The organism is Pseudomaricurvus alkylphenolicus (genome assembly GCF_011683955.1).
Lineage (GTDB): Bacteria > Pseudomonadota > Gammaproteobacteria > Pseudomonadales > Cellvibrionaceae > Pseudomaricurvus > Pseudomaricurvus alkylphenolicus.
In genome coordinates this window covers 147639-162430 of the sequence record NZ_JAAQPI010000008.1, presented here as the reverse complement: position 1 = coordinate 162430, position 14792 = coordinate 147639, and the positions used below count along the sequence as shown (strand labels likewise).

Genomic DNA, 14792 nt, shown 5'->3' with positions numbered 1-14792 from the left:
ATTAACGCTGATCGTACGTTAGCCCCTCGTCCGCCGCGTGTAAAGCGGGATCACCCCACCTTGACGCGGTAACAGGGGGAATATTGTGTGCCAGGAAGTTTCATGCGCCCCTGCGCCACAAACTGACTCAGCAGCTGGTCCAGCAGCTTCATCAACTCCGGGTCACCATGAATTTCGAACGGACCATGCTCGATAATGGCGGCGAGGCCCTCCGGTTTGACATTACCCGCGACGATGCCCGAGAACACTCTGCGCAAATTGGCCGCCAACTCCGCCTTGTCACCATCAAAAAACAGCGGCAGCTGGCTCATCGTCTCATGTGAAGGTTTAAACGGTTGCTGGAATTGAGGGTCGATATGCAACCCCCAGTTAAAGTGGTAGGCATCACCGGTGCTCTTGCGAAATGCGCGCACCTCCGCCATAGAGACCTTACACAGACGCGCCACTTCTGCGGGATTGTCAATAACGATTTGGTACAACGCCTGTGCCTGCGCCCCCAGAGTCCGGCCAATAAATTCGTCGAGCACCTCAAAGTAATTGGCGCTTTTGGCCGGCCCGGTCAGAATGATCGGCAAGGCATGGTCACGATTATTGGCGTGCAACATGATACCAAGAATATAGAGTAACTCTTCGGCCGTACCGACACCGCCGGGAAAAATGATAATGGCGTGCCCCACACGCACAAATGATTCCAATCGCTTTTCGATATCCGGCAGAATCACCAATTGATTGACGATCGGATTAGGTGCCTCAGCGGCAATGATGCCTGGCTCCGACAGCCCCACATACTGCCCCCGACTGATGCGCTGCTTGGCATGCCCGACAGCGGCTCCCTTCATGGGCCCCTTCATCGCGCCGGGGCCACATCCCGTGCAGACGTCCAACCCACGCAGCCCCAGCTGGTAACCCACTTCCTTGGAATAGTCGTATTCCAGCGCAGAAATCGAGTGGCCGCCCCAACACACCACCAGATTGGGTGGCAGATTGGCTTCGAAGACGTTGGCGTGCCTCAGAATATCAAACAACAGATTGGTGGCGACACGGGGGGGAATGGCCCCGCCCAACAAATCACCGTGTTTACCGGCCACAAAGAGGATATCCCTCAACACAGCGAACAGATGCTCGTTGATACCGACAATCAGCTCTCCATCCACAAAAGCGGAGGCAGGGGGATTAATCAGTTCAAGTTTTACACCTCGACCGCGGCGCAGCACATTAATATCAAAGCTGCGGTGCTCCTCCAGCATATCCGCAACATTGTCGGATTCGCTGCCGCAGTTAAGCACCGCCAGCGCACAGTTTCTGAACAACTGATACAGAGGGCTGTCTGCGGAATGTTTGACGAGATCCACTTCCCACTGGGAAAGCAGGTTCATGGAACCGACGGGATTGATGGCAACCACCTGATTGGCTGTCTCAGAGGTGGGGGTATCGGGCGTCGTTGGCTTGTCTGTCACAATATTGGCTTCCTGCATAATGTTACTTACAGTATAGCCCGCCAACCAAGACAGGATTTCGAACCCTGGTATTTTAGGTTAAGAGCCACACCGATCAGGGCTGCTCACTACTCTTGGGATCAACACCGTAGACGTGAAATTTGAGAATATCCTTCCAGGTCACAATGCCGTCGATACCGCCTTCGGCGTTGACGACAGGCAGGCAGGAAATCACATTTTCCAGCAATAGCACAGAGGCGGTGTCCACGCTGGTTGCGCGGTCCACCGTGACCATATCACGGGTCATGATGTCCGCCACCGTTTTCTTTAACAATGCCCGGTCTTCCGCCCGCTCCAGACGGGTGCCAACGAAGGGGCTGGTGTAACGCTGGGCGTCCCGGTCGGAGATAATCCCCACCAGCTTGTCCCCGTCCAATACCGGCAAATGATGAAACCCCTTTTTAGCAAAGATTTTTCTCAGGGTAGCCAAGGTGTCCGTCGGTGTTACGGAGACCACATCGGTGCTCATCAGCGCTTCCACATTAAAGCTCATTCCACTCTCTCCAATCTGCTGGCTTCCCTATGGGTTCACCGGTGTCAGTACACCATCCCGGTTTACGAAACTGATTGCACCGCAGTCACCCTGACGGGTTTCGCTGATGCCATCAATCGTCAAGGTCACATTGGAATAGAGTCGTTGTCGCGCGCTGATCATCGCTTCGCCTTTGACTTGCTGACTCAATTCCTCTATCTCCGTATCCATTTCCGCCACTTGTAACTTGAGCGCCGCCAGGGTGTTGTTGAGTTTACGGGCTTTGTTCAACACCACTTTGCCCACTGTCTCAGGCGAACCCCGGGCCTTGAGTTTCTTGAAAATCTCCGCGAGCTGACGAAATTCATCCCTGCGTTTGAGCCGTTGATACTTCAGCAGGGCGAGTTTTGCGGCCAGGTTATCTTCACTGCCCGCACTTACGCGGGTGGTCGTATAAGCTTCGTTACCCAGCGTTTTTGCACTGACCGTACGCGTCGCCTGGGTGGTGCCCCCGATAATTGCACCTTTGCCACCTTCTTCCCCCAATGCAACTTTATCTTTAGCTTCGGTCTTACAGTGCAGCAGGTACTCCCGCACATAGACAACGCCCGCCGCGTGTATCTCAGCGAGACTGACAAACCGTGCGCTGATGTCCTTGCCCGCTTCGAGATAAGCTTTGAGTTCCTGTTCTTCCGGGTTCTTATTGAGCGTGGGAGACTTGCCGTATTCTTCCCCGATCACACCGCCGCGCACGGCAATGCTGCCACCGGCGATGACACGGGACTTGTCGATCACACCGGTAACAAAAATATCGCCGGTAGCCTCGACCACATAGCCGCTGTCAATGTCACCACGAATATTGATAGAGCCATCAAACTGGATATTACCACTTTTAACGTTAACGCCCTTGAGTTCCAGCGTGGGGTCGATACGGACACAGTTGCTCATCACGACGGGATGACCTTTGACGGATGCTTTTAGTAGATTCTCATCGGCCGCGTCGATTTCCGCACCCTCGAGCTTCTCGGCGAACTTCACCTCACGCCCCGCCTTGGGCGCAATAGTGTTACCCAGCACATCCATTCCCGTCTTACCCGGGGTGGGAGGAATACGACGCATCAATTCAGTCCCTGCCTCCAGCACGATAAAGTCCTGCAGCTGGCGCAGATCCACTGTGCCGTCTTCCTCCTGCTGGCCAATGCGGATCGCGGTTTCCTCCACCAGGGTTTCCATATAGCCATCGACACCGGCAACGGCATCCACAGCTTTGGCAATCAGCAAGTTTTTGATCGGACGACCTTCATCCGCCTGTCGCACCGCCTGGTCAATCGCCGCATTTTGCAGGCAGGGCTCCGCCAGCCCATATTGCTTAAACAGCGCCATCAAGGTGACTCGATCAAGAGGCTTGCCCCCGCGGGGTGGCACAATGTCGATATAGGCAGCCTGCTTATTGTTGGCTATCGCGATGCTGGCCTCGGCATCGCTGCGCTGACCAATCACCACCGCTCCAGACTCACCACTGGCGGCCCTTGATACCAGACTCTTGAGCTGCGCGGCATCAATGTCGAGCGCGTCAAAACCTTCGGTTTTCAAACGGTTCTGCAACAGGGGTAGCGAGACAGGATCGGCGCTGGGTGACGGCGACAAGATGGCGCTGAGCTCTCCCGTGCTCTCATCGAGTTCAAAAGTGACCGCGCTGCGCTGGGCGGATGTTTCGTTCATAGAGTCCATTTTCCAGGGGCTGTCTTGGGCCACCCAAGCGTGCTTGGGGGCCGCCCGACTACTAACCTAGGTCAAAACCGACTCAAAGGAAAGCCTGACGGGCGATTTATCCCTGTTTTCGGCCTCATTGAATAAAGATTAAGCGTACTGGTTCCGCTCCGTGGGGATATCGCTCAGATACTGCACAAATTCAATCTCGTAGCCGTCAGGGTCGATAAAGTAAACATTGCGTCTGAAGGGATCTTCTGCGCCTGCTTTGTCGACCTCAAACCCTGCTTCTGCCAGCCGCTGGATGACACCATCCAGATCTGTAGTGACAAAGGCAAAGTGAGCCAGCCCCACCTGGTGGCCGCTCAAATCACGAATTTCCTGATCACCATCATCATTAAAAGTAAGGTACTGGTAATCATCGCCAAAATGCACCCATTGCCGCGGCTTGCCGTACCAGAGTCCGTCGCCACCGCCACGCACCTTCCAGTGAGGCAACGCAGCCTGATAAAAACGCAGGGTTTTCTCAATATCGGTAACCACCAGATTCAAGTGTTCGAGTTGCAACATATCGGATTTTCCTCGGTTAAGCGTTTAAGGTTGCGCCAGCATAAAACCTCAAGCTAGCTTGAGGTAAAGCACTTTTTTTACTAGCATGAACGCTATCCCGGAGGAAATGCTATGGACCATCACGAACTGAGCGTAGGTGCCGTGGCCAAACGCTGCGGCGTCAAGGTCTCCACCTTGCACTACTACGAAAACAAGGGGCTTATCCACAGTCTGCGAAATGCGGGCAATCAACGTCGCTATCGCAAAGAAGTGCTTAGGCGGGTGGCGGTGATCAAAGCCGCCCAGAAAGTGGGAGTGACACTTGAGGAGATCCGGCAGGCATTTGCCACACTGCCGGATAACCGCACTCCGACACTGGAGGACTGGCAGCACTTATCCAGCCTGTGGCAGGAAAATTTGAACGAGCGCATCGCCTATCTGGAACGACTGCGGGATCGACTGACAGGATGCATCGGTTGCGGCTGCCTGTCGATGAAAAACTGCCCCATGTACAACGAAGACGACAGGCTGGCGCAAAAGGGCGATGGGCCCGTGCTGCTGGACCATGACGATGCTTAATCGGGTTTTGAACCTGACTTATTGATTAGGCGCCGGCAACATCAGAACCCGGTCGCCGAGGAACGAACCGATATACCAAGTGTCCCCCACTCGCTGGGTGACGGTTCCGGCCCCCATTGGTGCACCACCGATTCTGCGCAATGGACGCGTTTGCATAGAGTGTGCATCCAGTTCAACCACTTCGAAGTCGCCTGGACAGGTTCCCTCTTCCAGACCGGGACACACCAACAGGTCGTTGATGGAAAAATCATGGCCCGTCACTAACAGTTTGCCGTCACCATCCCACTGACTGTTGTCAGGGTGGCTTACCTGAGCTTCGCCGATCACTTCACCGCTTTGTCGATCCACCTTTTTCACCAAAGATTCGGCCCACAAATTCACAAACAGAAAGCGCCCGTCCGGGGAAATCTGGACGCCGTTGGGATAATTGCCGGAAAAGTCTCCCAGACGCCGGAAAGACTGTCCGTTCCACATCAACAAATATCCCGGATTGAATCCGAGCAAGGCTTTCACTTCTTCAAAACTCATGGTGCCGACGGCAGCATCACCCTTGGTATACATATGAGTGGTCACAAACCCTCCCTCAGGCAGAGCCACCACATCGTTCAGAAAACTGCCTTGTGGCGGCTGCGCACAACCGCGCCAGGTCAGACGATGTTCCGGGGTGTGCACCTCATACATTTCCACGGATTCCCGCTCACCATGATTCACCACCAACAGCTGCAGCCTTCCATCCGCCCGAGTGGACAAATGAATACCGTGTGGTGCGATCTTATCGACGGGACGGCGACAGCCAGACTCACCCCAGAACTCTTTGTTCGCCACTGCCATTGGGAGCGCTTGCTTCGAGCCGCTGATGGTATCGAGCAACGACAGCGCTCCGGGCACCTCGCCATGCCCCTTTGCCATTTCACTGACGATCAGCGTTTTTCCATCCGGCAACAACTCCATATCCTCCGGCCGTTGCCAACCACATAAAGGCGTCTTGTCAGCTACGGCTTCACACCCTGTGATAATGACAGAACGATCAATGCAGCCGCTCAACAAGAATAGAATGGGGAAAGAGACCACTAAACAAAGCATCCTGGGAATAGAGGCCATGAGTTCACTCTGCTTTTAATTATGGGTATACCCGTATGTTAAGCCCTTATTAAACTTCGGGCAATTACCAGGATTGATGGCTTGACCTTCCCGCAGGTGGAAGCCTTAGGCTAATACACTATCCCAATTGGAAAGGCTCAGAACACCTGGAGACACCTGCCGATGAACCTTGAAAACCGAATTCCACCGCCGCTGGTGGCGCTACTGTTTGCCGCTGCCATGTGGGGCATATCTAAAACTCTGGACCCTGTGGAAACGACAACCCGTCTGGGGCTCTCGCTGACGGTTCTGTTTCTCGTATTGGGGCTGGCATTCCCACTGGCAGGCGCAATCTCCTTTCGCCGAGCGCGGACAACCGTCAATCCGCTGCAACCAGACGCTGCGAGTACACTTGTCACGTCGGGAATTTATCGCGTCACGCGCAACCCCATGTACGTAGGGTTTGTGTTGTTGCTGTTAAGCTGGGCTACTTATTTATCCTCTCCGGTGACTTTGTTGTTGCCATTGCTTTATGCCAGCTACATTCAGCGTTTTCAGATTCGACCGGAGGAAAAAGCCTTGCAGCAAATATTTGGAAAAACGTTTGCGCAGTATCGAAAAGAAGTACGACGCTGGATTTAAACCCGGAAATCAATCTAGAAACAAAATTGATAAAATGACAACTAACCTCTATCGGCAATATGAAGACGGGAATTCCGACCGTCAACTTGGTGCCATAACCGGAAGTTTATAATCCTAGTTCAGGGCACCATGGGCGTTCGATAATGTCCGCAACGGCCGCACGACGTAGGGTGGATTAGAAGCGCTTTGCGCTTCGTAATCCACCGATCCGCCGAAGGTTTAAATTGGCGGCGGCCGTGTACAAATCACCTGTTGCAGGCACATTCAAGGGTGTTAAAAACCGGGCCGCAGCCAACGAACATCTCCGGCAGAACCGGCGGATTACGGCGCAAGCGCCTAATCCGCCCTACGCATAAACAACGCCGTCAGAGTACCAATCCTGCGAATTTCTAAGACCGGTTATGGCACACAACGGACTATCCAAATACAACAACCTATTTGATGCTCTACTTTGTCTCAACGCATCCAAACTTTCTCGACTCAGGCGTATTGCCCGGCAGCAAAACCCGACGCCCAGGCCCACTGAAAATTAAAGCCGCCAAGCCATCCCGTCACGTCCACCACTTCGCCGATAAAATAAAGCCCAGGCTGCTGCTTGGCCTCCATGGTTTTCGAAGAAAGGTCGTCAGTATTTACGCCACCCAAAGTAACCTCAGCCGTCCGATAACCTTCGGTTCCTGCAGGCACAATACTCCATCTGTGCAGAGCATCAGCGACATCTTGAAGCTGTTTATCGCTGTAACGATTCATTGCCATATTCGATAACCAATGCTCACAGATAACGGCAGCCCAGCTTTTTGTGTGCAAAGATGACAGCACAGTTTTCAATTCCGCTTTGGGGCGTTGCTCTCGCGCTGCGGCCAACCATTCAAACAGCTCCTGATCAGGAGCCCAATCGATCTCTATCGCCTGCCCTGGCTGCCAATAGGATGAAATCTGCAACACCGCCGGACCACTCAACCCCCGATGGGTAAACAACAGATTTTCACGAAAGCTCTGGTCATTGCAGCTGATACGAACATCGGCGGAACTGCCAACCAATGTCTCAAAAGGCATCAACTGCTCTTTGGAAAAAGTAAATGGCACAAGAGCCGCAGAACGAGGCAACAGCCTCAGTCCAAATTGCTCGGCCAGCTCATAGCCCAAACCCGTCGCTCCCATCGTGGGAATAGACAGTCCCCCGGTTGCCACCACCAGTGATTCACAGACGACGTCGCCAAGACTGGTTTGAAGCTGATACCCAGGACCACTTTCATTCGCCTCAACGAGCTCAATGTTACAGTGGGTAAATATCTCGGCATTGACCTCTTCGCACTCACTCAACAACACATCAACAATGTCACTGGATTTGTTGTCACAGAAAAGCTGGCCTAGCTTTTTCTCGTGATAGGGCACACCGTGTTTGCACACCAGCTCGATAAAATCCCACTGTGTGTAACGAGCCAACGCCGACTTACAAAAATGAGAATTTGCGGACAGAAAATTCTCCGCCTCAGCATACATATTGGTGAAATTGCAACGGCCGCCACCCGACATCAGGATCTTCTTGCCCACTTTGTTGGCATGATCCAGCACCAGCACACGGCGACCGCGCTGACCAGCACTGATGGCGCACATCAGGCCGGCGGCACCGGCACCGATAATGCAAACGTCGGCAGATTCAGGAATTTGGGACACGGCGAACTCTGAGCGCGACGCTCTGGTTGTCAGCCTTGAGCAGGCTTGAAGTTTAAAGACTCAGGTCTGAGGCAGGGTAACGCCGGTCTGGCCCTGGTACTTGCCACCGCGATCTTTATACGACGTCTCGCAGACCTCGTCAGATTCGTAGAACAGCATCTGCGCCACACCCTCGTTGGCGTAAATTTTGGCGGGCAGAGGAGTAGTGTTGGAAAATTCCAAAGTCACATGGCCTTCCCACTCAGGCTCCAGGGGCGTCACATTGACAATGATGCCACAACGGGCGTAAGTGGACTTACCCAGGCAAATCGTCAGCACACTGCGGGGAATTCGAAAATACTCTACAGTGCGGGCCAGAGCGAAAGAGTTGGGCGGGATAATGCACACATCCTCCTGCACATCCACAAAGCTGTTTTCATCAAAGTGCTTGGGATCCACCGTGGTAGAGTGCACATTGGTGAAAATCTTGAACTCGTTGGCACAGCGCACGTCGTAACCGTAGCTTGAAGTGCCGTAGGAGACCAGGCGGCGGCCATCCTCGCCGTAGCGGATCTGACCAGGTTCAAACGGGTCAATCATGCCCTCGTTTTCCGCCATCCGGCGAATCCACTTGTCAGATTTGATGCTCATAGCCCCCCCATTTCGGTCATTCGATACGCAAAGACGCGAGATCATACTGCCTTTTGTCTCTCCGTGATAGGGGCACTTGCACACTGGAGTGGAGTTCGACAGTGCAGAGGGCTTGAGCTATAGCTAAATAGAGGGATTGCTCAGCGGAGGGACTGACACAATATATTGCCTTATAGCTACCCGGAGATCCTATGAAGACGCTTCAGCACAAAGGATTACTGGTAAGAACCTGCGCAATCATTGGCTCAATCTTTCTGGCCATCGCCATTGCCCTGGGCCTCTATATACCCATCCAGCTGGAGAACGCCGCGGAACAGCAGGCCATTGAGTCCGCTCGCCGCACGGTTTCGCAGTTTAAGCAGGTCAGGGGCTATTACACCGCTAATATCATTGGCCGTGCCAAGGCCAGCGGTGCACTCACGCCTCACTTTGACCACAAAGGCTACGAGGACCGGATTCCGCTGCCCGCTACCATGATTCATGAGCTGAGTGACGTGTTTGAGCAACAGGGCACTTCCTTGGACCTCTACAGTGCTTACCCCTTTCCCAATCGCGGATCCAGGCAACTGGACGATTTTCAAACCGATGCCTGGGATAATTTGAGCGGCAGTCCCCAAAGCACCTTTAGCCGCCGTACCGAAGTCAACGGCGAGCCCGTTGTCAGGGTGGCACTGGCGGACACCATGCAGGCCGAGGCCTGTGTCGCTTGCCACAATTCCCACCCGCAAACACCGCGAACCGGGTGGCAACTGGGGGACGTTCGCGGTGTACTTGAGGTTCAGGTTCCCATCGGCCGCCAAATTGCTGCCAGTCGCTCCCTCGGCTGGCAGATTCTGGGGCTGTTGTTGCTGTCCCTGCTGGCGACCCTTGGCGCCTTGGCCTATGTTTTCCGCCGCCTGATTGCCCGGCGCCTGGACGATATGGGCGGGGCACTACAAGCCATCGCCCAGGGCGGAGGTGATCTGCGCCAGCGACTGGATGACCGACAAAGGGATGAGATTTCGGATGTCGCGAAGGTCTTCAATCAATTTCTGGATGGTATGAGGCAGCTGGTCACCTCGCTCAACAGCCAGGCAGCGGAGTTGAGTCAATCTTCTGAGGCGCTCAGAAGCGCAGCACGTCAAACCCGAGAAGGGACGGAACAGCAGGACCGTGAAACGGAACAGATTGCGGCCGCCGTCAACCAAATGGCGGCCACGGCTGAAGAAGTAGCCAAGCTGGCCAAATCCACAGCCACTAAGGTTCAGGAAGCCAGTGAGTTGATTCAGCAAGGTCAGACCATTGTGGGCGAATCCTCTCAATCGATCGATCATCTGGCCAGGGATATTCAGACCACCACCAGTGTTATCAGCACCTTGGAGCAGGACAGCACCGACATCGGCTCGGTGTTGGATGTTATCCGAGGCATTGCTGAACAGACCAACCTGTTGGCTCTGAACGCTGCCATTGAGGCCGCCCGCGCGGGAGAGCAAGGTCGCGGTTTTGCCGTGGTGGCTGACGAAGTGCGCACCCTGGCCAGCCGCACTCAGTCCTCCACGGAAGAGATTCAGCAAATGATCGAGAAGCTGCAAGGTGGGGTCAAAGACGCCGTCAAGGCAATGGAACAAGGCGGTCAACAGCTCAACATCAGTCTGGAGCAGTCTTCCCAAACCAGTGAATCCATGGCGAGTATCGCCGCCGCTATGGGTGAGATTCACCAGATGAACGACCTGATTTCCAATGCCGCCGGTGAACAGAGCACCACCACAGAGGAAATCAACCGCAACATCAATCAGGTCTCTGCGATTTCACAGCAGTGCGCAGCCAATGCCGTTGAGAGCGAGAAGGCCGCCAACGGACTTGCCAGCAGCGGCGAGCAAATCGCCACTCTGTTAAGTCGGTTTCGGGTGTAGAGACGGAGCTAATCGTCGCTGATTTCGATGACGGGCGCTGTGCTGCTGGCGTTAAGCTGCAACAGCTCCACTGTCAATTGGCGCGCAATCTGGCGATAACGCAAGCTGAGTTCCGCGTCCGGATCCGCAGCCACCGTGGGCCTACCCTCATCGGCCTGCTGGCGGATGGTCAGATTCAGCGGCAGTGAGCCCAATAGACGGGTCTGATACTCCCGCGCGATGCGCTCGCCTCCACCTTCGCCGAAAATATGCTCCTCGTGGCCGCAATTGCTGCAGATATGGATGGCCATGTTTTCCACCACCCCCAGTACCGGCACATGCACCTTGCGGAACATTTCCACACCTTTCTTGGCATCCAGCAAGGCGATGTCCTGTGGCGTAGTCACCACCACCGACGCAGTCACTGGTACCTTTTGAGACAGCGTCAGCTGGATATCCCCTGTTCCCGGCGGCATATCGATAATCAGATAATCCAATTCGGGCCAGGCGGTTTGAGTCAGCAGCTGTTGCAAAGCACCGCTGGCCATCGGGCCGCGCCAGACCATGGGAGTCTGCTCCGTCACCAGATACCCCATGGATATGGAGTGCAGACCATGAGCGGCGACGGGTACCATCGCTTTCTGGTCGATCACCTCAGGTCGCTTATCGCCCACACCCAACATCGCGGGAACACTGGGGCCATAGATATCAGCGTCCAAAATGCCGACATCAGCCCCTTCTGCTGCCAGCGCCAGTGCCAGATTCACCGCGGTGGTGGATTTGCCCACACCGCCCTTGCCAGAGGCAACTGCGATAATGTTCTTGACGTTGGAAATGGCACTCGCCTGGTCGGCAACCGGTCCGGGCAGGATTCGCCAACCCACATCCACACTGATTTCCTCTACACCGGGGAGCCCTTTCAGGCTCTGCCAGATGGCTTCGCTCAGCGATTGCTGCAACCCTTCGCCCGGTATACCAAGTAATAACGCTATGCCGATGCGACCGCCCTCCACCACCAGACTTTCGATCTCGGCGATTTGTGCCAGGCTGACGTCCAGCCCTGGGACGGGAACATTCAACACTCTGGATTGAAGATCAGCGGAAGAAGGGGATTGCTCGTTACTCATGAACACCTCAATGGGGCCAACTTGTGGAATGCCTGACATTATGGGGGCAAATCCGTAAAAACCAAGTGCAACACTAGGACTTTACCCCGATATCCTCGCCCCCAGCACTGCTTTCGAGGTCAAAAAATGATATAGTTCGGCGCCATTTTTTACGGTCCCGGCTACAGGCCGGGTTCCAATGGGTCCGACAACCCTGTTTTCAACACCAATGAATGAGAATTCACTGCCATGACTGAGCGTCGTAAAATTCTGGTCACCAGCGCCCTGCCCTACGCCAACGGCTCCATCCACCTGGGTCATCTGGTGGAATATATCCAAACCGATATCTGGGTGCGCTTCCAGAAAATGCGGGGGCACGACTGCACCTATGTGTGCGCCGATGACGCTCATGGCACCGCCATTATGCTCAAAGCGGAGCAGCTGGGCCTGACTCCCGAGCAACAGATCGCCAAGGTCAAAGCCGAGCACGAGCAGGACTTTGCCGATTTTCTGGTGAACTTCGACAATTTTCACTCCACCCACTCGGAGGAAAACCGGGAATTGTCCGAGCTGATCTACGGCCGCCTTAAGGCCAACGGTCATATCGCCAGCCGCATGATCACCCAGGCCTACGACCCGGAAAAACAATTATTCCTGGCCGACCGCTACATCAAGGGCACCTGCCCCAAATGTAAGGCCGAAGATCAGTACGGTGACAACTGTGAAGTCTGCAGCGCCACCTATTCGCCCTCGGACCTGATCAAGCCCAAGTCCGTCATCTCCGGTGCCACGCCCATCGACAAGGAATCCGAGCACTTCTTCTTCAAACTTCCGGAATTTGATGCCTTCCTGAAGGACTGGACCCGCGCCGGACACCTGCAGGACGAGGTGGCCAATAAACTGGCCGAATGGCTCGACGCTGGCCTGCAGGAGTGGGACATTTCCCGCGATGCCCCCTACTTCGGTTTCGAGATCCCCGGCGAAAAAGACAAGTACTTCTACGTCTGGCTGGATGCACCTATCGGCTATATGGCCAGCTTTAAGAACTGGCTCAGTCAGCAGCAAGGTACCGATGTGGATGCGGTTTTCGACGAGTACTGGAACAAGGATTCCAGCACCGAGCTGTACCACTTTATCGGCAAGGATATCGTCAACTTCCACGCGCTGTTCTGGCCCTCCATGCTCAGTTCTGCTCAGTTCCGAACGCCCACCAAGGTGTGTGTGCATGGCTTCCTGACGGTCAACGGTAAAAAGATGTCCAAATCCCGTGGCACCTTTATTAATGCCCGTACCTATCTGGAACACCTCAACCCGGAGTATCTGCGCTACTACTTCGCCGCCAAACTGAGCTCCAGCGTTGACGACCTGGATCTGAACCTGGACGACTTTATCCAGCGGGTGAACTCAGATCTGGTAGGCAAAGTGGTCAATATCGCCAGCCGTACCGCCAAGTTTATTCAGAAGAGTGGCGGCACCCTGTCCGCTAACATTGCCGACGAAACCCTGTGGCAGCAATTTGTGGACGCCGATGCGACCATCGCCGAGTACTACGAAGCCCGCGACTTCGGCAAAGCCATGCGTGAAATCATGGCCCTGGCCGACGCTGCCAACGAATACATCGCCGCCCAGGCCCCCTGGAGCCTGGCCAAGCAGGAAGGCACTGAGCAGCAGGTACTCGATATCTGCAGCCTGGGTATCAATATGTTCCGCGCTCTGCTGACATACCTCAAGCCGGTACTGCCAGCGCTCACCGAAGCCGCCGAAGTCTTCCTGGGTGAAACCCTGAGCTGGGAACAGCCTGTCGGATTCCGCGGGGGCGAAGCCATCAATAAGTTTAAACCGCTGCTGACACGCATCGAGAAGGACAAGGTCGACGCCATGGTGGAAGCCAGCAAAGAAGCACTGGCTGAAGCCAACGCGGCTGCGGCACCGGCTGCAGACAGCGAACTGGGCAAGGAGCCTCTGGCCGATGAGATCAACTTCGACGATTTCGCCAAGGTGGATCTGCGAGTTGCCCTGATCGCCAAAGCGGAGCATGTCGAAGGTGCTGACAAGCTGCTGCGCCTGACTTTGGATCTGGGCGGCGAAACCCGCAACGTGTTTTCGGGCATCAAGAGCGCTTACCAGCCCGAGGACCTCGAAGGCAAACTCACAGTGATGGTCGCCAATCTGGCCCCACGGAAGATGAAGTTTGGCGTTTCCGAAGGCATGGTACTGGCCGCCGGCCCAGGCGGGAAAGAGATTTACCTGCTTGAACCCCACTCGGGTGCCAAACCAGGTCAACGGGTGATGTGAAGATAACCATCCACGACACCGCTATTGCTAATCGGTAAAACCGTTAACGCAAGCCTCGGTAATCAATTAAAATTGTAAGGATATTAAGCACGTAATCCGCGACCGCCTATGACAGATTTCCTGGTGATTCTGATCAGTACCATACTGGTCAACAACTTTGTGCTGGTTCAGTTTCTGGGCCTGTGCCCGTTTATGGGGGTTTCCAATAAACTGGAAACCGCCATCGGCATGGGTGGCGCCACCACTTTTGTGCTGACACTGGCGTCTGTTTGCAGTTACCTGGTACACAACTACGTCCTGGAGCCTCTGAACCTGGTATACCTCAAGACGATTGCCTTTATTTTGGTGATTGCCGTGGTGGTGCAGTTTGCCAAGATGTTTATCGAAAAAACCAGCCCGCTGCTGTATCGGGTACTGGGCGTGTTCCTGCCTTTGATTACCACCAACTGCGCCGTACTCGGTGTCGCCCTGCAAAATACGGCAAAGGCGCACAACTTTACTCAGTCCGCCCTCTATGGGTTTGGCGCGGCATTGGGTTTCTCACTGGTACTGATTTTGTTTTCCGCCATGCGTGAACGCCTGGCGGTCGCCGACGTACCGGCGCCCTTTAAAGGCGCCGCCATTGGCATGATCACCGCCGGACTGATGTCATTGGCATTTATGGGTTTTGCGGGGCTGGTCTAAA

General features: G+C 54.8%; 13 protein-coding genes. 5 read left to right on the top strand and 8 right to left on the bottom strand.

Annotation, left to right across the window (positions count from 1 at the left end; genetic code table 11):
• Nucleotides 1-50: 50 nt before the first annotated feature.
• The 4 genes from ppnN to HBA55_RS20160 form a co-directional block, all read right to left on the bottom strand.
• On the bottom strand, nucleotides 51-1457 hold the full coding sequence (gene ppnN / locus HBA55_RS20175; RefSeq protein ID WP_338109432.1) for a nucleotide 5'-monophosphate nucleosidase PpnN: 1407 nt from the start codon (nucleotides 1455-1457) through the stop codon (nucleotides 51-53).
• Between the two features lie 94 nt (nucleotides 1458-1551).
• Nucleotides 1552-1989 (bottom strand): CBS domain-containing protein, encoded by a 438-nt coding sequence (locus HBA55_RS20170; RefSeq protein WP_166995139.1) that lies wholly within the window; start codon nucleotides 1987-1989, stop codon nucleotides 1552-1554.
• A gap of 27 nt (nucleotides 1990-2016) precedes the next feature.
• Nucleotides 2017-3690, bottom strand: a complete 1674-nt coding sequence (locus HBA55_RS20165; protein WP_166995137.1) for a DUF342 domain-containing protein — start codon at nucleotides 3688-3690, stop codon at nucleotides 2017-2019.
• Nucleotides 3691-3828: 138 nt separating this feature from the next.
• Nucleotides 3829-4248 (bottom strand): VOC family protein, encoded by a 420-nt coding sequence (locus HBA55_RS20160; protein WP_166995135.1) that lies wholly within the window; start codon nucleotides 4246-4248, stop codon nucleotides 3829-3831.
• 111 nt (nucleotides 4249-4359) lie between these two features.
• Between HBA55_RS20160 and soxR the strand changes: the two genes are divergently transcribed.
• Nucleotides 4360-4806 (top strand): redox-sensitive transcriptional activator SoxR, encoded by a 447-nt coding sequence (gene soxR, locus HBA55_RS20155; RefSeq protein WP_166995133.1) that lies wholly within the window; start codon nucleotides 4360-4362, stop codon nucleotides 4804-4806.
• An 18-nt stretch (nucleotides 4807-4824) separates the two neighbouring features.
• On the opposite strand, the gene HBA55_RS20150 is transcribed toward soxR, so the two are convergent.
• Nucleotides 4825-5907 carry an SMP-30/gluconolactonase/LRE family protein gene (locus HBA55_RS20150; RefSeq protein ID WP_166995131.1) on the bottom strand — a complete coding sequence of 361 codons (1083 nt, stop codon included), beginning with the start codon at nucleotides 5905-5907 and terminating at the stop codon, nucleotides 4825-4827.
• A gap of 162 nt (nucleotides 5908-6069) precedes the next feature.
• Here HBA55_RS20150 and HBA55_RS20145 point away from each other — a divergent pair, with 162 nt between their 5' ends.
• Entirely contained in the window at nucleotides 6070-6528 is a 459-nt protein-coding gene (locus tag HBA55_RS20145) for a methyltransferase family protein (RefSeq protein WP_166995129.1), read from the top strand.
• A gap of 480 nt (nucleotides 6529-7008) precedes the next feature.
• On the opposite strand, the gene HBA55_RS20140 is transcribed toward HBA55_RS20145, so the two are convergent.
• Complete coding sequence (locus tag HBA55_RS20140; protein ID WP_338109431.1) at nucleotides 7009-8205, bottom strand: BaiN/RdsA family NAD(P)/FAD-dependent oxidoreductase; 1197 nt, start codon at nucleotides 8203-8205, stop codon at nucleotides 7009-7011.
• A gap of 60 nt (nucleotides 8206-8265) precedes the next feature.
• The gene (dcd, locus tag HBA55_RS20135) at nucleotides 8266-8835 is read right to left on the bottom strand and encodes a dCTP deaminase (protein WP_166995127.1); all 570 of its coding nucleotides are present in this window, start codon (nucleotides 8833-8835) and stop codon (nucleotides 8266-8268) included.
• Nucleotides 8836-9026: 191 nt separating this feature from the next.
• Between dcd and HBA55_RS20130 the strand changes: the two genes are divergently transcribed.
• A complete protein-coding gene (locus HBA55_RS20130) occupies nucleotides 9027-10727 on the top strand; it encodes a methyl-accepting chemotaxis protein (RefSeq protein WP_166995125.1) in 1701 nt (566 codons plus the stop codon).
• A gap of 8 nt (nucleotides 10728-10735) precedes the next feature.
• Here HBA55_RS20130 and apbC read toward each other — a convergent pair whose 3' ends face one another.
• Entirely contained in the window at nucleotides 10736-11833 is a 1098-nt protein-coding gene (apbC, locus tag HBA55_RS20125; protein ID WP_166995123.1) for an iron-sulfur cluster carrier protein ApbC, read from the bottom strand.
• Between the two features lie 228 nt (nucleotides 11834-12061).
• On the opposite strand from apbC, the gene metG reads away from it, so the two are divergent.
• Nucleotides 12062-14107 (top strand): methionine--tRNA ligase, encoded by a 2046-nt coding sequence (gene metG, locus HBA55_RS20120; protein WP_166995121.1) that lies wholly within the window; start codon nucleotides 12062-12064, stop codon nucleotides 14105-14107.
• A 108-nt stretch (nucleotides 14108-14215) separates the two neighbouring features.
• Nucleotides 14216-14791 (top strand): electron transport complex subunit RsxA, encoded by a 576-nt coding sequence (gene rsxA, locus HBA55_RS20115; protein WP_166995119.1) that lies wholly within the window; start codon nucleotides 14216-14218, stop codon nucleotides 14789-14791.
• The last annotated feature ends 1 nt before the right edge of the window (nucleotide 14792 follow it).